General features: G+C 72.6%; 16 protein-coding genes. 7 read left to right on the top strand and 9 right to left on the bottom strand.

Going from position 1 to position 19,712, the window contains the following annotated elements:
* Positions 1 to 14: 14 nt before the first annotated feature.
* From LWJ43_RS28550 to LWJ43_RS28540, 3 genes are all read right to left on the bottom strand, one after another.
* Positions 15 to 3,626: a hydantoinase B/oxoprolinase family protein gene (locus tag LWJ43_RS28550; RefSeq protein ID WP_277335054.1), complete on the bottom strand. Its 3,612-nt coding sequence runs from the start codon at positions 3,624 to 3,626 to the stop codon at positions 15 to 17.
* Positions 3,627 to 3,771: 145 nt separating this feature from the next.
* Positions 3,772 to 5,190, bottom strand: a complete 1,419-nt coding sequence (locus LWJ43_RS28545; RefSeq protein ID WP_277335053.1) for a HEAT repeat domain-containing protein — start codon at positions 5,188 to 5,190, stop codon at positions 3,772 to 3,774.
* 242 nt (positions 5,191 to 5,432) lie between these two features.
* Positions 5,433 to 5,825, bottom strand: a complete 393-nt coding sequence (locus tag LWJ43_RS28540) for an ankyrin repeat domain-containing protein (protein ID WP_277335052.1) — start codon at positions 5,823 to 5,825, stop codon at positions 5,433 to 5,435.
* A 326-nt stretch (positions 5,826 to 6,151) separates the two neighbouring features.
* On the opposite strand from LWJ43_RS28540, the gene LWJ43_RS28535 reads away from it, so the two are divergent.
* Together LWJ43_RS28535 and LWJ43_RS28530 are read left to right on the top strand one after the other, a co-directional pair.
* Positions 6,152 to 6,346, top strand: a complete 195-nt coding sequence (locus tag LWJ43_RS28535) for a hypothetical protein (protein WP_277335051.1) — start codon at positions 6,152 to 6,154, stop codon at positions 6,344 to 6,346.
* 37 nt (positions 6,347 to 6,383) lie between these two features.
* On the top strand, positions 6,384 to 8,021 hold the full coding sequence (locus LWJ43_RS28530) for a P-loop NTPase family protein (RefSeq protein WP_277335050.1): 1,638 nt from the start codon (positions 6,384 to 6,386) through the stop codon (positions 8,019 to 8,021).
* 12 nt (positions 8,022 to 8,033) lie between these two features.
* On the opposite strand, the gene LWJ43_RS28525 is transcribed toward LWJ43_RS28530, so the two are convergent.
* Positions 8,034 to 9,533: an SCO1417 family PLP biosynthesis transcription factor gene (locus LWJ43_RS28525; RefSeq protein ID WP_277335049.1), complete on the bottom strand. Its 1,500-nt coding sequence runs from the start codon at positions 9,531 to 9,533 to the stop codon at positions 8,034 to 8,036.
* A gap of 102 nt (positions 9,534 to 9,635) precedes the next feature.
* On the opposite strand from LWJ43_RS28525, the gene yczE reads away from it, so the two are divergent.
* The 4 genes from yczE (at position 9,636) to LWJ43_RS28505 (ending at position 13,112) form a co-directional block, all read left to right on the top strand.
* Positions 9,636 to 10,304, top strand: coding sequence for a membrane protein YczE (gene yczE, locus LWJ43_RS28520; protein WP_277335048.1), 669 nt, complete (start codon positions 9,636 to 9,638; stop codon positions 10,302 to 10,304).
* Positions 10,301 to 11,074: a glycerophosphodiester phosphodiesterase gene (locus LWJ43_RS28515; RefSeq protein WP_277335047.1), complete on the top strand. Its 774-nt coding sequence runs from the start codon at positions 10,301 to 10,303 to the stop codon at positions 11,072 to 11,074. Before yczE ends, LWJ43_RS28515 begins: the two co-directional genes overlap by 4 nt.
* 46 nt (positions 11,075 to 11,120) lie before the next feature.
* Positions 11,121 to 12,473 (top strand): MFS transporter, encoded by a 1,353-nt coding sequence (locus LWJ43_RS28510; RefSeq protein WP_277335046.1) that lies wholly within the window; start codon positions 11,121 to 11,123, stop codon positions 12,471 to 12,473.
* Positions 12,474 to 12,737: 264 nt separating this feature from the next.
* Positions 12,738 to 13,112, top strand: a complete 375-nt coding sequence (locus tag LWJ43_RS28505) for an RNA polymerase-binding protein RbpA (RefSeq protein WP_014044757.1) — start codon at positions 12,738 to 12,740, stop codon at positions 13,110 to 13,112.
* Positions 13,113 to 13,247: 135 nt separating this feature from the next.
* Here LWJ43_RS28505 and fxsA read toward each other — a convergent pair whose 3' ends face one another.
* From fxsA to LWJ43_RS28485, 4 genes are all read right to left on the bottom strand, one after another.
* Positions 13,248 to 13,847: an FxsA family membrane protein gene (fxsA, locus tag LWJ43_RS28500; RefSeq protein WP_277335045.1), complete on the bottom strand. Its 600-nt coding sequence runs from the start codon at positions 13,845 to 13,847 to the stop codon at positions 13,248 to 13,250.
* A gap of 108 nt (positions 13,848 to 13,955) precedes the next feature.
* Positions 13,956 to 14,723, bottom strand: coding sequence for a polyprenol monophosphomannose synthase (locus tag LWJ43_RS28495; RefSeq protein WP_277335044.1), 768 nt, complete (start codon positions 14,721 to 14,723; stop codon positions 13,956 to 13,958).
* Between the two features lie 536 nt (positions 14,724 to 15,259).
* Positions 15,260 to 16,900: an amidohydrolase gene (locus tag LWJ43_RS28490; RefSeq protein WP_277335043.1), complete on the bottom strand. Its 1,641-nt coding sequence runs from the start codon at positions 16,898 to 16,900 to the stop codon at positions 15,260 to 15,262.
* Between the two features lie 69 nt (positions 16,901 to 16,969).
* On the bottom strand, positions 16,970 to 17,410 hold the full coding sequence (locus tag LWJ43_RS28485) for an Lrp/AsnC family transcriptional regulator (RefSeq protein ID WP_277335042.1): 441 nt from the start codon (positions 17,408 to 17,410) through the stop codon (positions 16,970 to 16,972).
* A 203-nt stretch (positions 17,411 to 17,613) separates the two neighbouring features.
* Here LWJ43_RS28485 and LWJ43_RS28480 point away from each other — a divergent pair, with 203 nt between their 5' ends.
* Positions 17,614 to 18,042 carry a hypothetical protein gene (locus LWJ43_RS28480; protein ID WP_277335041.1) on the top strand — a complete coding sequence of 143 codons (429 nt, stop codon included), beginning with the start codon at positions 17,614 to 17,616 and terminating at the stop codon, positions 18,040 to 18,042.
* Between the two features lie 413 nt (positions 18,043 to 18,455).
* Here the strand turns inward: LWJ43_RS28480 and LWJ43_RS28475 are convergent, their stop codons facing one another.
* A complete protein-coding gene (locus tag LWJ43_RS28475; protein WP_277335040.1) occupies positions 18,456 to 19,628 on the bottom strand; it encodes an acyl-CoA dehydrogenase family protein in 1,173 nt (390 codons plus the stop codon).
* Between the last annotated feature and the right edge of the window lie 84 nt (positions 19,629 to 19,712).

Here is a 19,712-nt window from a genome sequence, read left to right as displayed (position 1 = left end):
GCAGAAGCGACCGGTCACGGACGCCCGTAACCGCCGCCTCCGGGGGTGCGCAGCACGAGGACGTCCCCGGTGTCGAGTGCGGCGGTGTCGCAGCCTTCGAGGGGGGTCACGGTCCTGCCGTCGGCGCGCTCGACGTACTGCTCGCCGAGGGCTCCGGCGGCGCCTCCCGCCATGCCGTAGGGCGGGACCCTGCGGTGTCCCGACAGCAGGGCCACGGTGACGGGTTCCAGGAAGCGGATCCTGCGTTCCACCCCGCTGCCGCCGTGCCAGCGGCCCGTACCCCCGCCGGCGTCCCGTACCCCGAAACTCTCCAGCAGCACCGGGTAGCGCCATTCGAGGATCTCGGGGTCGGTGAGCCGGGAGTTGGTCATGTGGGTCTGGACCGCGTCGGCACCGTCGAAGCCGTCGCCCGCGCCGGAGCCGCTGGCGACGGTCTCGTAGTACTGGACCCGGTCGTTGCCGAACGTGAGGTTGTTCATGGTGCCGGATCCCTCGGCCTGGACCCGCAGTGCCGCGTAGAGGGCGCCGGTGACGGCCTGGGACGTCTCGACGTTGCCCGCGACGGTCGCCGCCGGGTGGACGGGTGCCAGCATCGACCCTTCCGGGACGCGGATGCACAAGGGCTTCAGGCAGCCGCTGTTGAGCGGGATGTCCTCCTCCACGAGGGTCCGGAAGACGTAGAGGACGGCGGCCATGACCACGGACCGTGGGGCGTTGAGGTTGCCGGTCTGCTGCGGGGAGGTCCCCTCGAAGTCGATGACGGCGCTGCGGGCGTCGCGGTCCACGGTCACGCCCACCGCGATGACCGCCCCGTTGTCGGTCTCGTAGCGGCAGGTGCCGTCGTGCAACCCGGCCACGATCCGGCGTACGGACTCCTCGGCGTTGTCCTGGACGTGGCCCATGTAGGCCTCGACGACGTCCTGGCCGAACTGCTCCGTCATGCGGCGCAGTTCGGTGATGCCCTTCTCGTTGGCCGCGATCTGGGCGCGCAGGTCGGCGAGATTGGTGTCCGGGTCGCGTGAGGGGTGGGCGGCGGCGGTGAGCAGGTGCCGGGTCTCCGCCTCGCGGAGCGTGCCGTCGCGCACCAGGAGCCAGTTGTCGAACAGGACGCCCTCCTCGTCGACGGTGCGGCTGAAGGCGGGCATGGAGCCGGGGGTGATGCCGCCGATCTCCGCGTGGTGGCCACGTGAGGCCACCAGGAAGCGCAGCACGCCCTCCCGGCCGTGCCCGGGCTCGTCGAACACCGGCGTCACGACGGTCACATCGGGCAGATGTGTACCGCCGTGGTAGGGATCGTTGACGGCGTAGACGTCGCCAGGGCGCAGGGAGCCCCGGTTGCGCCGGAGCACCTCCTTGATGGACTCCCCCATCGACCCGAGGTGCACGGGGATGTGGGGCGCGTTGGCCACCAGGTCGCCGTCGGCGTCGAACAGGGCGCAGGAGAAGTCGAGCCGCTCCTTGATGTTGACGGAGTGTGCGGTGTTCTCCAGTCGCACGCCCATCTGCTCGGCGATCGACATGAAGAGGTTGTTGAACACTTCGAGCATGACCGGGTCCACGCGGGTGCCGACGGCGGTCCGCCCCGGTCTCGGCCCGGTCCGGGTCAGCACGAGGTGTCCGGCCGGCCCCGCCGTGGCCTGCCAGCCGAGGTCGAGGACGGTGGTGGCGTCGTCCTCGGCGATGACGGCCGGTCCGGTCACGACGTCCTCCGCGCGCAGTGTCCCGCGGCGGTGCAGCCCGGCGTCCCGCCATCCGTCCCCGGTGAACATCCGGACGGTTGCGAGGGGTTCGGGCGGCTCCTCCCCCGTACGCACGCCGGTCCGGGGCGGGGTGTGCGGGCCGGCGGTCCCGGTGGCCTCCACTGATACGGCCTCGGCCACCAGGGGTTTGTCCGTCGTGAACCCGTACCGGGCGCGGTGGGCCTCGGTGAACTCCCGGGTCATGGCGGTGACGGTGCCGTGGGCCACGGGCAGTGCGGCGTCCGTCCCCGCGTACCGCAGGAGGATCCGCGTCCGGGTGCCGATGGCGCTGTCGGGGATGCCGTCGGCGCGGAGTTCGGCGCGGGTGCGCTCCGCCAGGTCGTCGACGACCGCGCGCACGCGCCGTCCCGTGTCCTCGTCCAGGGGTGCCTCGACGGACTGTTCGCGCATCGCGGTGGCGTCGGCGAGACCGATCCCGTAGGCGGAGAGGACGCCGGCCAGCGGCGGTACGAGGACGGTGTCGATGCCCAGGGCGTCGGCGACGGCGCAGGCGTGCTGTCCTCCGGCGCCGCCGAAGGAGGTGAGGGCGTAGCGGGTGATGTCGTGGCCCCGTTGGACGGAGATCTTCTTGACCGCGTTCGCCATGTTCAGCACGGCGATCTCCAGGAAGCCCGCGGCCACCTCCGCGGCGGTGTGCCCGGTCCCCGTGGCGGCCGACACCTCCTCGGCCAGGGCGTCGAAGCGCTCGCGGACGAGATCCGCGTCGAGCGACTCGTCGCCCCCGGGGCCGAACACGGCGGGGAAGTGCTCCGGGCGGATGCGGCCGAGCATCACGTTGGCGTCGGTGACGGTGAGCGGCCCGCCCCGGCGGTAGCAGGCGGGGCCAGGGTCTGCCCCGGCCGAGTCGGGACCGACCCGGTAGCGCCGTCCGTCGAAGTGCAGGACGGACCCTCCGCCCGCCGCGACGGTGTGGATGCTCATCATGGGCGCGCTCATCCGCACCCCTGCCACCTGGGTGCCGAGTTCGCGTTCGAACTCGCCCGCGTAGTGGGAGACGTCCGTGGAGGTGCCGCCCATGTCGAAGCCGATGACCCGGTGGTGGCCGGCCTGGGCGGAGGTGCGCACCATGCCGACGACGCCGCCGGCGGGGCCGGACAGGACGGCGTCCTTGCCCCGGAAGTGCGCGGCCTCGCGCAGCCCGCCGTTGGACTGCATGAACATGAGCCGGATGCCCGCGAGTTCGCCGGCCACCTCCTCGACGTATCTGCGCAGGATCGGCGAGAGGTAGGCGTCCACGACGGTGGTGTCACCGCGCGGGATCAGCTTGATCAGCGGACTGACCTCGTGCGAGCAGCTGATCTGGGTGAGACCAGCCTTTGCCGCCTCCTCCGCCACGGCTCTCTCGTGCTCCGGGTACCGGTAGCCGTGCATGAGCACGACGGCGGCGCTGCGGATGCCGTCGGCGGCGGCGGCCCTGAGCCGCCCGGCCACGACGGCGCGGTCGAGGGGTCTCACGACCACTCCCCGGGCGTCGGTGCGCTCAGGGACCTCGATGACCCGGTCGTACACGGCCTCGGGTAGCAGGATGCGGCGGTCGAACAGGCGGGGCCGGTTCTGGTAGGCGATCCGCAGGGCGTCCCGGAAGCCTTCGGTGATGACCAGGACGGTCGGCTCGCCCCGCCGTTCGAGGAGCGCGTTGGTCGCGACCGTCGTGCCCATCTTGACGCCCGCGACCCGGTCGGCTGGGACCGGGTCGTCGGGACCGAGACCGAGCAGCAGACGGATCCCGGCCACCGCGGCGTCGCGGTGGCGTCCGGGGTCGTGCGACAGGAGCTTGCGGGAGATCAGCCGGCCTCCGGGGTCGCGCCCCACCACGTCCGTGAAGGTACCGCCGCGGTCGATCCAGAACTCCCAGCGTCCGGTCATCTCCCCATTCTCGCGTGGGGGACGGACCCCCGCAGAGAGGGCGCGGGGTGGTCGTCGGGCGCGTCGCGCACGGCCCGCTCCGACCGCGCCTCGTGCCGCGCGCCCCCGGCGCGCGGCGTCCGGGCTCCGCCGGTGGGGCGCCGGTTCAGACGGCCGGTGCGTCCGGTCCGATCCTGCTGCGTACGGCGGTCTGGACCTCGGCCTCCTCGGCCGGGTCGGCGGCGAGCCGCCTCAGCCGCTCGGCGACCCGGATGTCCCCGGTCTCCGCATGGTGTGCGGCGAGCTCCCGGGTGGTCTCCTCGCAGTCCCAGAGGCACTCGACGGCGAATCCGCTGGCGAAGGACGGGTCGGTGGCGGCCAGGGCCCGGGCGGCACGTCCGCGCAGGTGCGAGGAGGACGTCTCCCGGTACACGTGGCGGAGGACGGGAGCGGCGCAGGCGATGCCCAGCCGGCCCGTGCCGTCGACCAGGGTCCACAGCCGCGGGGTGTCGGGGCCCTCGCCCCGGACCGCCTCGCGCAGCGCGGCGAGGACGAGCGGGGCGTCCTGCGCGGTCCCGCGGCAGGCCAGGACTCCGGCCGCCGAGGCTCCGAGGGCGTCGGGCCGGTGGGCCCAGCGCCGCGCACGACGGACCGCTGCCTCTCCGCACATGCGCTCGAAGGCGGCCACGGCCGCCTCGGCGACGGTGCCGGAGGGGCCGGCGACGGCGTGTTCGACGAGATCGAGCACGGCGGGGTCCCGGGCCTCGGCGAGATAGTGCAGGGCTGCGCAGCGCGCGCCCTCCGGGCCGCTGCGGGCGGCCTCGACGATCAGGGGACGGTCCTCGGACCCGGCGACCGCCGACAGGCACCGTGCCGCGGGAACGTGGAGCGCGCTGCCGCGCTCCAGCCCTTCCTGGGCCCAGTCGAAGACGGCCTGGACGCTCCATCCGGGACGCGGCCCGCCCGGCCTCATCTGCCGCTGCCACCGGTCGAAGGAGCCCTGCTCCGTCGCCGCCCTGACCCGGGCGCCGACCGTCTCACGCGGGTCGTCGGCCCAGAGCCGCCAGGGACGGGGCTCGAAGGCGTCCCGCACGGTGGCGGCCAGCTCGGCGGCGCCCTCCGGGGTGGCGGGGAAGCGGGCGAGCACCGCCTCGGCGAGGGAGCGCAGCCCGGTGTCGTCGTCGCGCAGGGCCAGCTCGTCGAGCGCCCAGGCCCAGTTGGCCCCGGTCGCGGCGTACCGGCGCAGGAGCACGAGGGCGTCGTCGCGGCCGTAGGAGGCGAGGTGCCCGAGCACGGCGAGTGCGAGACCCGTGCGTGAGTCGTCGGTGTCGAGGTGGTCCTCGGGGTCCCACAGGTGGCGCTCGATCTCCTCGGTGCCACCGTCGAGATCGAGGTACAGGCGGGCGTAGTAGAGGGAGCGGTTCTCGACCTGCCAGTCATGACGCGGATCGCTCAGGACGCAGTGGTTGAGAGCCGCGAGGGCCTCGGAACGGGGGGCGGCGAGCGCGTGGAGCGTGCCGTCGCCGCGGCCCCTCTGCAGCAGGCCGAGCAGTGTGCCGCTCGGCGCTATGAACGGATCGAACATGAAGAAAGCCTCACATCAAGCTGTCGACGCAACCGGGACTGTGCTGTTCCATGTGCCGGGGTGACATCCCCTAGGCCGCGCAGCAACATGATCGGCCGACCGCCGTCTTCTGCCTGGTGCTCATCTTCCTCTGCCTCTCGTCGGTGGCCCGATTCGGACCCGCGACGTCATGATGCCCCGGCCATTTCGCCGACGCGACCACATTTACGACGGACCGGCCGGGCTGCGGTCCGGGCCGCCTCTCAGCGCGCACCGAAGAGTTCCAGCAGGTCGTCCTTGCCGAACATGCGCGCGGTGTCCACGGCGGAGGGGGTTCCGGCGGCCGGATCGGCCCCCGCGGCGAGCAGTGCGTCGATCACTTCGCGCTCGCCCTTGAAGACGGCTCCGGCCAACGGGGTCTGTCCCCGGTCGTTGGCCCGGTCCGGGTCGGCGCCGCGGCCCGCGAGCGCCACGACGGCGGGGGCGTGGCCGTGGTAGGCGGCGAGCATGAGCAGGGAGTCGCCCCGGTCGTTGGTGAGGTTCGCGGGGACCCCCGCGTCGACGTAGGCGGCGAGCGCGTCGGTCTCGCCCCGGCGGGCCAGGCCGAAGACCTTCGTCGCCAGCTCGACCACCTCGGGATCGGGGGTTTCGCTCATGGGGACGGACCGCCTTTCATGGCCTCCGCGGCCGTGGTCGGCCTGGTGGGGGGTACGGCGGAGGACCGTACGAGTGAATCGACAGAGTACTGCTCGGGGCGGTCGTGAGCCTTCCCCGGAGCGGCGGAAGATCACGGTGCCGGGGCCACTTCTCCGGCGGGGACAGGGCCGACGCGGTGCACGCGGGCAGGTGGGCGGAGGCTCTCCGCCCACCGGTCGGGTGAAATCCACCCCTCATCACTCAGTTGCACCTTTTATCGTATAGATACATCTTGTGATCCTGGAAGTACTCATGGTGACTGTCCCCTCAACCAGGAGAACCGCTCATGATCCTCTCCATCTCGGGCGTGGTACTGCTCGGCATCATCGTCTTCCTGTTCTTCAAGAAGGACGGGCTCAAGGCGTCCCACGGCCTCATCTGCGCTCTGTTCGGCTTCTACCTGGCCGGCACAGCCATCGCGCCGAGCATCACCGCCGGCGGGGCGAGCCTCGCCAGCATGCTGGGCGGAATCAAGTTCTGACGTCCCGAAACCGCTCCCACCTCTTCAGGAGACCGACGTGGCCCGGCGACCACTCCCCCGCATTCTCGAGCGCGGCACCGCTTCGATCACCCGCAGTCGCGAGATCGCGCGCACGGCCGCCGACAACGCCACGGACGTCCTCCATCCGCTGATCACGGTCACCCGTGGCATGCGGCTGCTGGCGGGAGCGGGACGGCAGAAGTGGGCCGCGACCCCCCGGGACCGGCGCGGACACGTGCTGTTCCTCGTCGCGGCCTGCGTACTGGTGGTGGCGCTCATCCCCTACGGGCCGCTGCTGGCCCTCATCTCGGTGATGGGCGCCGCCGCGTGGCTGGGGCGCGACCGCGCCCCCGCGAAGACCGGCCCCGACGAGGCGGAGACCGCACGGCTCCGGGCTCTGTACGAGGCACTGGTCCCGCACTTCTCCGTGCCCGAGGACCCCGGCCCGCTGTTCTCCCACGGCGGCGACTGGGAGAAGGCCTTCGGCACGTCGTACGCCTTCGACGGCAACGGCCGCCTCACCCGGCTCCAGGTGAACTACCCGGCGTACTTCACCGACGGCGATCCTGCGGCCCGCGCCCGGGTCGAGCAGGTGCTCCACGCCAAGTCGGGCCGGGGCCGCGAATACCACTTCGCCTGGGACGAGGAGAGCAACCACCTCCTCATGACCGTGCTCGATGCCCTGCCCACCACCATCGCCGCCCAGCGGTTCGTCACCGCCCCCGGCGAGACCGTGCTGGGCTTCACCGACGCCGACGCGGTCCGGCGAACCGTTCCGGTCCAGGACGGCGACGTGACCCGGGACGCCTCTCCGGTGATCTGGCGGACCGGGGCCCGGTCGACGGAGCCGCATCTGCTGATCGCCGGGCACCCCGGCAGCGGCACCACGACCCTGATGCGCTCGCTCGCCCTGCAGGCCCTCCAGTACGGCGACGTCCTCGTGGTGGAGGGCGGCGGCACCGGTGAGTACGGCTTCCTGACCGGCCGGGACGGCGTCCTGGCCGTGGAGTGCGGTCTGGCAGGGGCTCTCGCGACACTCGAATGGGCCGCTCACGAGACCGAGCGGCGGCTCATCGCCGCCAACCGCGCCCGCCAGGCCGGGCAACCCGAACCCGAGGACGTCAGACGGCCGCTCTGGATCCTGCTCGACCGCCCGAGCGCGTTCGGGCACCTGGCGGCCGCCGACAACAGGCAGGATCCGCAGGAGTTGCTCCGGACTCCGCTGCGGCACGGCCGCGCCGCCGGGGTCACGGTCGTCGTCGCGGAGCAGTTCGACAGCCTGGACGCCCTCGACGAGACCGTACGGATCCACACCAGGGCACGCGCCGTCCTCGGCCCGGCGGACCGCGAGGAGGTCGAGGCGGTACTCGGCGCTCAGCCGCACACCACACCCACCCCCGACGTCCCGCCGGGCCGCGGGTACACCCGGCTGGGCAGCGGACCCGTCCTGCGCCTCCAGGTCCCGGCCACCCCGGATCCGCACGACGACGCCACCAGCGAGGCGCACCGCGCGGCGGTGCTCGACCTGCTGCCCGGCGGGGTGCCCGCCGTGGAGCAGACCCCGCAGGAAACCCGCCCGGAGCCCGAGCCCGCCTCCGAGCCGGAGCCCGCGTCCGAGCCGGTCTCCGCGCACAAGGATCAGCTGATCGGGGCGCCGGCCACCGCCGACGGGTGAAAAACGGGCGCCTCAGGCGACGAAGGTGCGGGGGGCCTCGGCCCCCACTCCCGCCCCGGAGGCGACCAGACCGGCGGCCGTGGCGAGTCTCTGCGCCGCTTCGTCCGCCACCGCGCCGCCCACCGTGAAGGGCAGCCGCACATAGCCCTCGAAGGCCCCGTCGACACCGAAACGGGGTCCCGACGGGACGCGGACGCCGACCCGCTCGCCCGCCACGGCCAGCCGGGAGCCGGAGAGTCCGCCGGTGCGCACCCAGAGCGTGAGGCCACCGCGCGGCACCTCGAACTCCCACGCGGGGAGCTCCCGGCGCACCGCGCGCACCAGGGCGTCCCTGTTCTCCCGGGCCTGCTCGCGCCGGACGGCCACGGCCTGCTCCCAGCCCCCGGTCCGCATCAGCCAGTTGATGGCGAGCTGCTCCAGAACCGGGGTGCCCATGTCGGCGTAGGCGCGCGCCGCGACCAGGCTGCGGATCACGTCCGGCGCGGCACGCACCCAGCCGATCCGCATGCCGGCCCAGAACGCCTTGCTGGCGGATCCGACGGTCAGGACGGTGCTGCCCGCGGGATCGAAGGCGCAGACCTTGCGCGGCATGTCGTCATCGGCGTCCAGGTCCAGTTCGCCCATGGTCTCGTCGACCACCAGGACCGTGCCCGCCGACCGCGCCGCCTCGACCAGGGCGCGGCGCTGCTGCTCGTCGGCCAGAGCACCCGTGGGGTTGTGGAAGTCCGCGACGACGTAGGCCAGCCTCGGCGCGGCGTCCCGCAGGACCTGCCGCCACCGGTTCATGTCCCAGCCGCCGAGCCCCTCCTCCATCGCCACGGGCACCAGCCTGGCACCCGTCTCCCGCATGAGCTGGAGGATGTTGGCGTAGCTCGGCGACTCCACGGCGATGCGCTCGCCGCGCCCCGCGAAGAGGTGGCAGATGGCGTCGATGGCGCCCATCGCGCCGGTGGTGACCATGATCTGTTCCGGCATCGTGGGGATGCCGTACCCGGTGTAGCGGTCCGCGATCATCTGCCGGAGGGCGGGCAGGCCGGCCGGGTAGTCGCCGTGGGTGTGCGCGTACGGCGGCAGCTCCTCCAGCGCGCCCTGGACGGCCCGGGTCAGCCACGGTTCCGGGGCGGGCAGGGCGGCGCAGCCGAGGTCGATCATCGAGCCGAGGGACTCCGGGGGCAGCGGTTCGAGGCCCCGGGCCGGCAGCGGGTTCCCGGCCGGGACTGCGGTCCAGCTGCCCGCCCCGCGGCGTGACTCGAGGAAACCCTCCGCCCGCAGCGCCTCGTACGCGGCGGCGACGGTGGTGCGGCTGAGGGACAGGGCGAGGGCGAGCTCCCTCTCGGCCGGGAGCCGGGCGGCGACCGGGACCCGGCCCTCCAGGACGAGCAGACGGACGCCGTCGGCGAGGGCGCGGTAGGCGGGCGGTTTGCGGGTGCCCGGCGCCAGGGGACGGGCCTGCTGGCCCTGGAGCTGGCGGGCGAGTTGCGCCGCTCCGACGGTCGAGGTCCACTGCACCATGCGAATCAGTCCACCTTCCTCGGATTGGCCATAGTTGGCAGCCAATCCCCTGCCACAGAGTGACATGCAGCAGTCCACCACCACCACACAGGGGGCATCACCTTGTCCGATCCCACCGCCCCGAGCGGCACCAGGCTCACCCGGCGGCTGACCCATCTGTATGTGGGTCTGGCCCTGTACGGGGCCAGTTCGGCGCTCCTGGTGCGCGCCGGACTCGGACTCGAACCGTGGGGAGTGCTGCATCAGGGACTCTCCGAGCGGACCGGCATCTCCATCGGGGTCGTCTCGATCATCGTCGGGGCGGTCGTCCTGCTCCTCTGGATACCGATCAGGCAGCGCCCCGGGCTCGGCACCGTCTCCAACGTCTTCGCCGTCGGGATCGCGATGGACGCCACCCTCGCCCTCGTACCGGACGTGCACGGGCTCGGGGCGCGGATCCCGGTGATGGTCGCGGGCATCGCGCTCAACGGCGTCGCCACCGGCCTGTACATCTCCGCGCGGTTCGGTCCGGGGCCCCGCGACGGCCTCATGACGGGTCTGCACCGGATCACGGGCCGCTCCATCAGGCTGGTGCGCACCGCGATCGAGGTCGCCGTGGTCGTGACCGGCTTCCTTCTCGGCGGGTCACTCGGCGCCGGCACCGTCCTGTACGCCCTGGCCATCGGACCGCTCGCCCAGTTCTTCCTGCGCGTCTTCGACCTTCCCGCGCCGGATGCCGGCACCGCGCCCGTTGCCGGGCGGTCACCCCGAGAGGCGATACTGCCGCGGTGACCGCAACGACATCGGGGCGCCACCCCTACCTGGACCATCCTTCGACGATCCCCTTCGCCCATCGCGGAGGGGCGGCGGACGGCTCGGAGAACACCGCAGCCGCGTTCCGCCGGGCGGCCGACGCCGGCTACCGCTACTTCGAGACCGATGTGCACGCCACGGCGGACGGGCGCCTGGTGGCCTTCCACGACCCGACGCTGGACCGGGTGACGGACGCCCGGGGCCGGATATCCCGGCTGCCCTGGGACGAGGTGCGCCGGGCGAGGGTGGCGGGCAGCGAACCGCTGCCGCTGTTCGAGGAGTTGCTGGAGGAGTTCCCGGACGCCCGCTGGAACGTGGACATCAAGGCGGAGCCCGCCCTCGCACCGCTCGTCGAGCTGATCCGCAGGACCGACGCGTGGGACCGGGTCTGCGTGGGCTCGTTCTCGGAGTCGCGGGTGGCCCGGGCGCATCGCCTCGCGGGTCCGGGGCTGGCCACCTCCTACGGGGTACGCGGCGTGCTCGCGCTGCGACTGCGCTCGTACGGCATCCCGGCGGCGCTCCGGGCGGGAGCCGTCTGCGTGCAGGTCCCTGAGAGCCAGGGCGGCATCCGTGTCGTCGACCGGAGGTTCGTCCGCGCGGCGCACGCGCACGGTCTGCAGGTCCACGTCTGGACGGTCAACGAACCGGAACGGATGGGGGCGCTCCTGGACCTCGGCGTGGATGGCATCATGACCGATCACATCGAGACGCTGCGCACGGTGCTGGGCGAGCGGGGGGCCTGGTCCTGACGCCGGGACCTGCCGCGTCCACACGGGAGAGACGAGGGGGCGCGGTGTGAGCACCGGTACCACAGGGACCGCGGATCCGGCCGGGACCGCCGAACGCAGGCGGGAACAACGCGGCTGGTACTTCTACGACTTCGCGTGCTCCGTCTACTCCACCAGCGTACTGACGGTGTTCCTCGGTCCGTACCTGACGTCGACAGCCAGGGCGGCCGCCGACGCGGACGGGTTCGTGCACCCGCTGGGCATACCCGTCCGGGCGGGGTCGCTCTTCGCGTACTCCGTGTCCGTGTCCATCGTCGTGGCGGTCGTCGTGATGCCGGTCGTGGGTGCGGCGGCGGACCGCACGGGGCGCAAGAAGCCCCTGCTCGCCGCGGCCGCCTACACGGGCGCGACGGCGACGGCCTGCATGTTCTTCCTGGACGGCGACCGCTATCTCCTGGGCGCCTTCCTGCTGATCGTGGCGAACGCGTCGATCTCCGTGTCGATGGCCCTCTACAACGCCTATCTGCCCCAGATCGCCACCCCGGAGGAACGCGACGCGGTCTCCTCGCGCGGCTGGGCGTTCGGCTACACCTCGGGCGCGTTCGTCCTCGTCCTGAACCTGGTCCTCTACACGGGACACGACTCCTTCGGACTGTCGGAGTCCGACGCGGTCCGGATCTGCATCGCCTCCGCCGGTGTGTGGTGGGGCGCCTTCGCCCTCGTACCGCTGCGGCGGCTGCGCGACCGGCGGGTCGTGGCCGGCGGCGACGGAGCGGTCGGCTCCGGCTGGCGGCAGCTGCGGGCGACGCTGCGCGACATGCGCCGCCATCCGCTGACGCTGTCGTTCCTGCTCGCCTATCTGGTCTACAACGACGGCATCCAGACGGTGATCTCCCAGGCCTCCCTGTACGGCTCCGAGGAACTCGGCCTCGATCAGACGACCCTGATCACAGCGGTGCTGCTCGTGCAGGTGCTCGCGGTGGCCGGGGCCCTGGGAATGGGGCGACTCGCCCGGGTGTACGGAGCGAAACGCACGATTCTGGCGTCGCTGGCGGTCTGGACCCTGATCCTCGCCGCGGCGTACGTACTGCCCTCCGACGCGCCGGTGTTCTTCTATGTCCTCGCGGCCGCGATCGGGCTCGTGATGGGCGGCAGCCAGGCTCTCTCGCGGTCGCTGTTCTCGCACCTGATACCCCGTGGGAAGGAGGCGGAGTACTTCTCCGCCTACGAGATGAGCGACCGGGGACTCAGCTGGCTGGGGCCCCTGGTCTTCGGTCTCGGGTACCAGCTCACCGGCAGTTACCGGGATGCGATCCTGTCCCTGGTGCTGTTCTTCGCGGTCGGCTCGGCCCTCCTGGCGAGGGTGCCCGTGCGGGCCGCGGTGGCCGCCGCGGGCAATCCCGTTCCGGAACGGATTTAGACGTCGAAGTGAAAGGCCGGTAGTGTACGCCTTTGGCCTGCCCGGAGGACCGTTACTGCGAGAGGAAGACGTCGAACCGTTGGGTGACAACGTCGGCCAGAGGTGACAAACCGGGCACCGATGGGTAAGCAACCCAGACCAAGCAGCGGCACGACGGGCGACGCATGACCGGCAACGGGAATCTTTGCCGCCGACCGGACGTTGACCGGATGACGACGACAGCGACACCTGTCCTGTGGGCGACAAGCCCGGGAGGCACGATTCATGAGTGAGCGAGCTCTCCGCGGCACGCGACTCGTGGTTACCAGCTACGAGACGGACCGCGGCATCGATCTGGCCCCGCGCCAGGCGGTGGAGTACGCATGCCCGAACGGACATCGATTTGAGATGCCGTTCTCGGTAGAGGCGGAAATTCCGCCGGAGTGGGAGTGCAAGGCGTGCGGCGCCACGGCACTCCTGGTGGACGGGGATGGCCCCGAAGAGAAGAAGGGCAAGCCTGCGCGTACGCACTGGGACATGCTCATGGAGCGGCGCACCCGCGAGGAGCTGGAAGAGGTGCTGGCCGAGAGGCTGGCGGTTCTCCGCTCCGGTGCCATGAACATCGCCGTGCACCCGCGGGACAGCAGGAAGTCCGCCTGACCGGCTGACACCGCACATTTCAAGAGCCGCGGGCCGCGACACAGCACATGTGTCGTGGCCCGCGGCTCTTGGTGTGTCCGGTGGGTCCCGCCGCTGTCTCCCCGGTGCCGGAGGAGACAGCGGCGGGACCCGCGCTCAGGGGATCAGCGGCGGTCGGTCCGAGCCCGGGCCGTCGTCCGGACGGGGACGCGCGGGTGCGCCGTCCTCGCGGATGACCTCACCCTGGACGACCTTGCCGTCCGGCCGGTGGATCCGGGCCTGCTGGAAGACGTCCGAGAGCCCTCCGGGCGTCGCCGAACTCATCCGGCGGTCCAGGGAGCGCTCCGCGAGGCGTCCGAGCAGGGTGCGGACCGGGGGCAGCAGGAGCAGGAGCCCTGCCGCGTCGGAGATGATGCCGGGGATCATCAGGAGGAGGCCCCCCAGCATCAGGAGGCCGTTGCCCTTGCTGCCGGCCGGAGCCTCGGCCGGTCCTGCCGGAGCGCCGGGTTGTCCGGGCATCCGCTGAAGGGTCTCGGTGAGGTTGCGGAAGGCGCGCCGGCCCGCCCGCTTGATCACCGCGGCACCGAGCACGGCGCCGGCGACCAGGATCAGCAGCACGACGAAGCCGTTGGCCGCGCCGGCCACCACGGTCAGCAGCCAGATCTCCAGCACCAGCCAGGCGGCGATGCCCAGCGGCAGGAGGGTACGGGCGCGTGAGCGCCGTGGACGGGTCGGAGGCGGTGTGCCGGTCGTCATGCCCCCAGTGTGCCTGTACGGGCGTGCAGGCGGCGTAAGGGGGTGATCATGAGGATGCCCGCGGCCCCGCCGGGCCGGTCGGGCCCTGCGGCGAGGCGGCCGGGCCGGTCAGGGGGCCTTGCGGCCCAGCACCTTGTTGGCCCGGCCGGTGATGCCCCAGCCGGTGACCCGCCACAGAGCCTCCACGAGGATGTCGCGGCTCATCTTGGAGTCACCGATCTCGCGCTCCATGAAGGTGATCGGCACCTCGACGACGTGGTAGCCCGCCTCGACGGCCCGCCGGGCGAGGTCGACCTGGAAGCAGTAACCCTGCGAGGCGACCTCCTCGAGGCCGAGGCCGTCCAGGGTCTCGGTGCGGAAGGCCCGGTAACCGCCGGTGACGTCCCGGACGGAGAGGCCCAGCAGCATCCGGGAGTAGAGACTGCCGCCGCGGGAGATCATCTCGCGGTGCCGGGGCCAGTTGACCACCCGGCCGCCGGGCACCCAGCGCGAGCCGAGGACCAGGTCGGCGCCCTTCAGGGCGGTCAGGAGGCGGGGCAGCTCCTCCGGCTGGTGCGAGCCGTCCGCGTCCATCTCGACCAGGACGCCGTAGCCGTGCTCGGAGCCCCAGCGGAAACCGGCCAGGTAGGCGGCGCCGAGCCCTTCCTTGCCCTTGCGGTGCAGGACGTGCACGTGGCTGTCCCCGACCGCCAGCTCGTCGGCGACCTTGCCGGTGCCGTCGGGGCTGTTGTCGTCGGCGACGAGGATGTCCGCTTCCGGAACGGCGGCGCGCACCCGGGCGACGATGAGCTTGACGTTCTCGGCCTCGTTGTAGGTCGGAATGATCACCAAGACTCTGCCGAGCGGGCCGAACTGCCTCTGACCGCCGTCGTTCACTACTGCCCCTTAAAGTCCGTACGCAGGAGCACACCATATCCAGCACGGGGCGGCGCGGCTCCGACACGGTGCGGGGTGGCGTACGCCCGCGCGGACAGAAGCGTGGAACTGCGGACAGAAGGGCAGCACTGCGGGTGGGGGCCCGGCGTCCTTCGGGCCGACCTGGGATCCGCTGGCTGCGGGTCGACCGAGAGCCGTTGTCTACTGAACCTCCGGGCCCCACCCGGGTCTCACCTGCCGTCCGGACGGAACCTTCCCTCGCCCCCGAGGCGCGGGCGCTGAACCTGGCTGTCAGCGGTGGTGCGCCGGTGCGGCACACCACCCCACATGACCCAGCGGCGTTCGACGACTGCGTGAAGGTCTGACCGGTCGGACGTCCAGTGGTGGACCCGGCCGAACCTACCGGCCCGTGGGCGCTTCCTGTCAACAGTCGCCCGACCTGCCATTTCTTCGGAAAACGCCTGGTCAGCACTGCGGACGGGCAGGTCGGGGCGGAGTCCCCGCGCCTTCGATCGGCGGTACTGAATTCCGCGACGTCACTCGTTCGGCCGTACGTAGACATTTTGTCCGAACACCACAGTGCGGAGACAGACCGGAAGGTCGGCTCCGGGGGTGAGATCGGGCAGGCCGGGGGTGCCGGAGCGCGGGTCGGTCGACCAGCGCGCCACCCGGTCGTCGGGGGCCTGGACCAGCAGGTCGCCGGTACGCCAGACGGCGTAGTCGGCCGGTGCTCCCGGGACGAGCACGCCCCCGTCGTCCCGACCGACGGCCCGCCAGCCGCCCCGCGTGTGCGCGGTGAAACCGGCGCGCACGGAGACCCGGTGCCCGGGTGTGCGGTGATGGGCGGCGGCCCGCACGGTCCCCCAGGGGTCCAGCGGGGTGACCGGGCTGTCCGAGCCGAAGGCGAGGGGCACACCGGCGCGGAGCAGGGCGGCGTACGGGTTGAGCGTCGCGGCGCGCTCCACGCCGAGGCGCCGGGCGTACATGCCGTCGGCGCCGCCCCAGGCCGCGTCGAAGGCGGGCTGGACGGAGGCGGTGAGACCCAGCTCGGCGAAGGCGGCGACGGTCTCCGGGGTGAGCATCTCGGCGTGCTCCACCCGGTGCCTGGCGGCCCGGATCCGGGCGAGCCCGAGGGACTCCGCGGCGGTCCGGACACCCGCCACCACGGCGGAGACCGCCGCGTCGCCGATGGCGTGGAAACCGGCTTGGAGTCCCGCCTCGGTGCACGCCGTCACGTGTGCGGCGATCCGTGCGGCGTCGAGCCGGGCGCTGCCGGTGTGCGGGGCGTCCGCGTACGGCTCGTGCAGGAGGGCGGTGTGCGAGCCCAGGGAACCGTCCACGAAGAGGTCACCGGCCGCGCCCACGGCGCCGAGCTCGCGGATCCGCCTGGCGTCCTTCGCGTCCTCGACGGGCTCGGCCCAGTAGCCGAAGACCCGGGGCCCCGGCCGCTCGGACGCGAGCTCCAGGAGCGCGGTGAAGTCCTCCTCGTCCGAGATCTCGGGGCCCGCGCACTCGTGCACGGTGCCGATCCCCAGCGAGGCGGCGTGCGCGAGCGCGGCACGCTGGGCCCGGGCCCTCTGCGCCGGGGTGACCGCGCCGTGGGCCGCCGCACGCACCGCGTGGTGGGCGTCGCCGGTCAGGGCGGCGTCGGGGTGGTAGCCGGCCATCCCGGTGACGCCCGGGACCAGGTCGAGGAGCGCCGTGGTCACGACGGCCGAGTGGACGTCCACCCGGGGCAGGTAGAGGGGCCTGCCTCCGGCCGCCTCGTCGAGCTCGCGGCGCGACGGGGGACGCTGTTCGGGCCAGCGGGCCGCGTCCCAGCCGTGACCGAGGATCACCCCGCCGTCCGTCCGGCCGTTCGCGAACGCGCGCACGAGCCCGAGGGCCTCGGGAAGCGTGCGCGCCCCGGAGAGGTCCAGCCCGGTGAGGGCCAGTCCGGTCGACGTGGTGTGGACGTGGGAGTCGGTGAAAGCGGGGGTGACCAGGGCCCCCTCCAAGTCGATCACCACGTCGACACCGCTCGCGAAGGCGTCGGCGGCCCCCTCCGACCCCACCCAGGCGACATGGCCGCGTTCGACGACCATCGCGGTGGCGAACGGATCGGCGGGGCTGTGGACGTCTCCACCGCGCAGCAGCACGGTGCGGTGTTCGCTCTGGGGGGCGGCGCTCTCGGTCATGGGACCAGTCTCGCGCCTGCCGGGACCGGCCCCTCCCCCGGCCCCCTCCCCGGCGCCGGGCGGGACGCCTCAGATGCGCGGCGGCCGGGCCTCGTACGGCGTGGAGAGGACGACGGTCGTACGGGTGGAGACGCCGGCCAGCGTCCGGATCCGGGTGAGCAGGTGCTCGAGCTCCAGGGGACTGGCGACCCGCACCTTGAGGATGTAGTTCTCGTCGCCCGCGACGCTGTGGCACGCCTCCAGCTCCGGCACACCGGCGAGCCGTTCGGCGATGTCGTCGGGTGCGCTCGGGTCGAAGGGTTTCACCGAGATGAACGCGGTGAGGGGCAGGCCGACGGCCTCGGGGTCGACGACCGCGGCATAGCCCCGGATCACCCCGCGCTGCTCCAGCCGGCGGACCCGCTGATGTACGGCCGACGTGGAAAGGCCCGTGGCCTTGCCCAGGTCGGTGTAGCTCATCCGCCCGTCCTTGACGAGCAACTCCACGATCTGACGGTCCAGCTCCTCCATGCGGATCAACCTATGGCCACAGGGCTCTCCAGGCACAGTCACGAGGGCCCCGGAAGGGCACGTTCGAGGGGCATGTGACCAATGCCACATGTTTACGGGTGGGTAGCCGACGGCCTCGCGGTTACGGGCGACTTCTGACGGGCAGTGCTTGCTGTGGCCGAGGCCGTGGCGCCATGCCGGCCCACCCGAGGGGGGAAAGACCCATGCAGAGCCTGAAGCTCACCGGACGCACCGAAGCTGAGCCCGATACGGACGCGGTGAACGACGCGTTCACCGCTCCGGACGAGGACACCGTCCTCGACGCGTACGACACCTTCGAGATGTACCGGGTGATCTGCCCGGACTGCTCCCAGCCGATCGCCCTGCTGGCGGACGAGGACGTGCTCCCCGAGCACGCGCTGTGCGCCACGCCGTGGAACCCGTTCGTCCTCACGGTCTGCCCGGGAACGAACCGCGACGCCTCGCTGGCGCGCCCGGCGGACGAGTCGCTGGAGGTCCAGGAGCAGGAGACAGCACTGCTGCTGACGCTCCCTCAGGGGCTGGACTGGCGGATGCAGCCCTTCTCGCACGCCGGCGGCCCGGGTTCTCGCCCCCTGCGGTACGTGCCGCAGTCGCGACGGCACGCCGCCTGACGTCCCCGCGCCCGAGGGCGCGTCCCGCGCGCACCACGACGGCCGGGCCGGCGTGGTGCGGCAGTACACCGGGCGGCCGGTGGCCGCGGCACCCGAGGAACGGGCGCGCGAATCCTCCGGACAGTGACCCCGGACCGCGTGACGGCGTTGGCTCTGTATGACCACGCTGCATTCAACGGCCGGCCCCGCCCGCCGCCGTCTCGCCGCACCGACGCCCGGAGGACCGGTTCCCCGGTCCGGTCCGTCGTCCCAGGAACCCGCACGGCAGTCCGTGCCGCACAGCACCGACCCGCCCATCTACCGGGCCATGCTGCGCCATTGGGAGAGCACGGGCCGGACCCTGCCGGGCCGCCATGACCAGGAGTGGAACCGGATCATGACGACACCGGTCTGGTCCGACCGGCCCCTCCGGGTCAGCGCGTCTCGGGACCCGCGAGGTGACGGGCGATGACCATGCGCTGGATCTGATTGGTGCCCTCGACGATCTGGAGCACCTTGGCCTCGCGCATCAGCCGCTCGACCGGGAAGTCGAGGGTGTAGCCGTAGCCCCCGAGCACCTGGACCGCGTCGGTCGTCACCCTCATGGCCGCATCGGTGCAGAAGAGCTTCGCCATCGCCGCCTGCCGCGAGAACGGCAGGCCCGCGTCGCGGAGCCGTGCCGCCTCCAGATAGAGCGCCCGGCCGGCCTCGATCTGGGTCGCCATGTCGGCGAGCATGAACCGCAGCCCCTGGAAGTCCGCGACGGGACGGCCGAACTGCCGCCGGTCGGTGGCGTATCCGACCGCCTCGTCCAACGCCGCCTGGGCCACACCGACGGCACACGCGGCGATCCCGAGGCGCCCCGAGTCGAGTGCGGACAGGGCGATGGCGAACCCCTGCCCCTCGTCGCCGATACGGCGGTCGCCGGAGATCCGTACGCCGTCGAAGTGCAGTTGGGCGGTGGGCGAGCCCTTCATGCCCATCTTCTTCTCGGGCAGGGCCGCGCCGAGGCCCTCGGCGTCACCGGGGACGAGGAAGGCGGTGATGCCCCGGGGGCCGTCCTCCCCGGTACGCGCCAGCACCGTGTAGAAGTCGGCGATGCCGCCGTGCGTGATCCACGCCTTGGTCCCGGTGAGCACCCAGTCCTCGCCGTCCCGGACGGCTTTCGTGCGGAGGGAGGCGGCGTCGGAGCCCGAGGACGGCTCCGAGAGGCAGTAGGCGCCGAGCAGGCCGCCGGCGAGCATCGCCCGGAGGTGGGCGGCCCGTTGCTCCTCGGTTCCGTATCCGGCGAGCGCGTGGCAGGAGAGGGAGTGGACGCTGACTCCGAGGCCGACGGTGAGGCGGGCGGCGGCCAGCTCCTCCAGGACCTGGAGGTAGACCTCGTACGGCTGGTCACCGCCACCGTGTGCGGAGTCGTACGGCAGGCCGAGCAGGCCGGCTTCGGAGAGGAGGGTGAAGAGCGGGCGCGGGAAGAGCCCCGCTTCCTCCTCCTCGGCCGCCCGTGGAGTGATCTCCTTCGACACGATGTCGCGTACGAGCTCGACGAGCTGCCGGGACTCCTCGCTGGGCAGACGGCGTTCCACCGGCTGCGGGGCACGGTCGGACATGACGGCGCTCTCCTCCCTGTCGGGCGTGACGGCGGTCGCGCGGGGTGTGCGCGGCACCGCCGGGTGGTCCCGGGCGACGCCCGG

The sequence above is a fragment of the Streptomyces sp. JH34 genome, assembly GCF_029428875.1.
Lineage (GTDB): Bacteria > Actinomycetota > Actinomycetes > Streptomycetales > Streptomycetaceae > Streptomyces.
This window is presented reverse-complemented; position numbering and strand designations above follow the sequence as displayed.

What these genes read in the sequence shown, in the direction of transcription:
- LWJ43_RS28535 (WP_277335051.1), top strand. Translation starts at nt 6,152, where the DNA reads ATGATCCTCTCCATCTCGGGCGTGGTACTGCTCGGCATCATCGTCTTC.
- LWJ43_RS28545 (WP_277335053.1), bottom strand. Translation starts at nt 5,190, where the DNA reads ATGTTCGATCCGTTCATAGCGCCGAGCGGCACACTGCTCGGCCTGCTG.
- LWJ43_RS28490 (WP_277335043.1), bottom strand. Translation starts at nt 16,900, where the DNA reads ATGACCGAGAGCGCCGCCCCCCAGAGCGAACACCGCACCGTGCTGCTG.
- LWJ43_RS28525 (WP_277335049.1), bottom strand. Translation starts at nt 9,533, where the DNA reads ATGGTGCAGTGGACCTCGACCGTCGGAGCGGCGCAACTCGCCCGCCAG.
- LWJ43_RS28475 (WP_277335040.1), bottom strand. Translation starts at nt 19,628, where the DNA reads ATGTCCGACCGTGCCCCGCAGCCGGTGGAACGCCGTCTGCCCAGCGAG.
- LWJ43_RS28505 (WP_014044757.1), top strand. Translation starts at nt 12,738, where the DNA reads ATGAGTGAGCGAGCTCTCCGCGGCACGCGACTCGTGGTTACCAGCTAC.
- fxsA (WP_277335045.1), bottom strand. Translation starts at nt 13,847, where the DNA reads ATGACGACCGGCACACCGCCTCCGACCCGTCCACGGCGCTCACGCGCC.
- LWJ43_RS28550 (WP_277335054.1), bottom strand. Translation starts at nt 3,626, where the DNA reads ATGACCGGACGCTGGGAGTTCTGGATCGACCGCGGCGGTACCTTCACG.
- LWJ43_RS28480 (WP_277335041.1), top strand. Translation starts at nt 17,614, where the DNA reads ATGCAGAGCCTGAAGCTCACCGGACGCACCGAAGCTGAGCCCGATACG.
- LWJ43_RS28485 (WP_277335042.1), bottom strand. Translation starts at nt 17,410, where the DNA reads ATGGAGGAGCTGGACCGTCAGATCGTGGAGTTGCTCGTCAAGGACGGG.
- LWJ43_RS28540 (WP_277335052.1), bottom strand. Translation starts at nt 5,825, where the DNA reads ATGAGCGAAACCCCCGATCCCGAGGTGGTCGAGCTGGCGACGAAGGTC.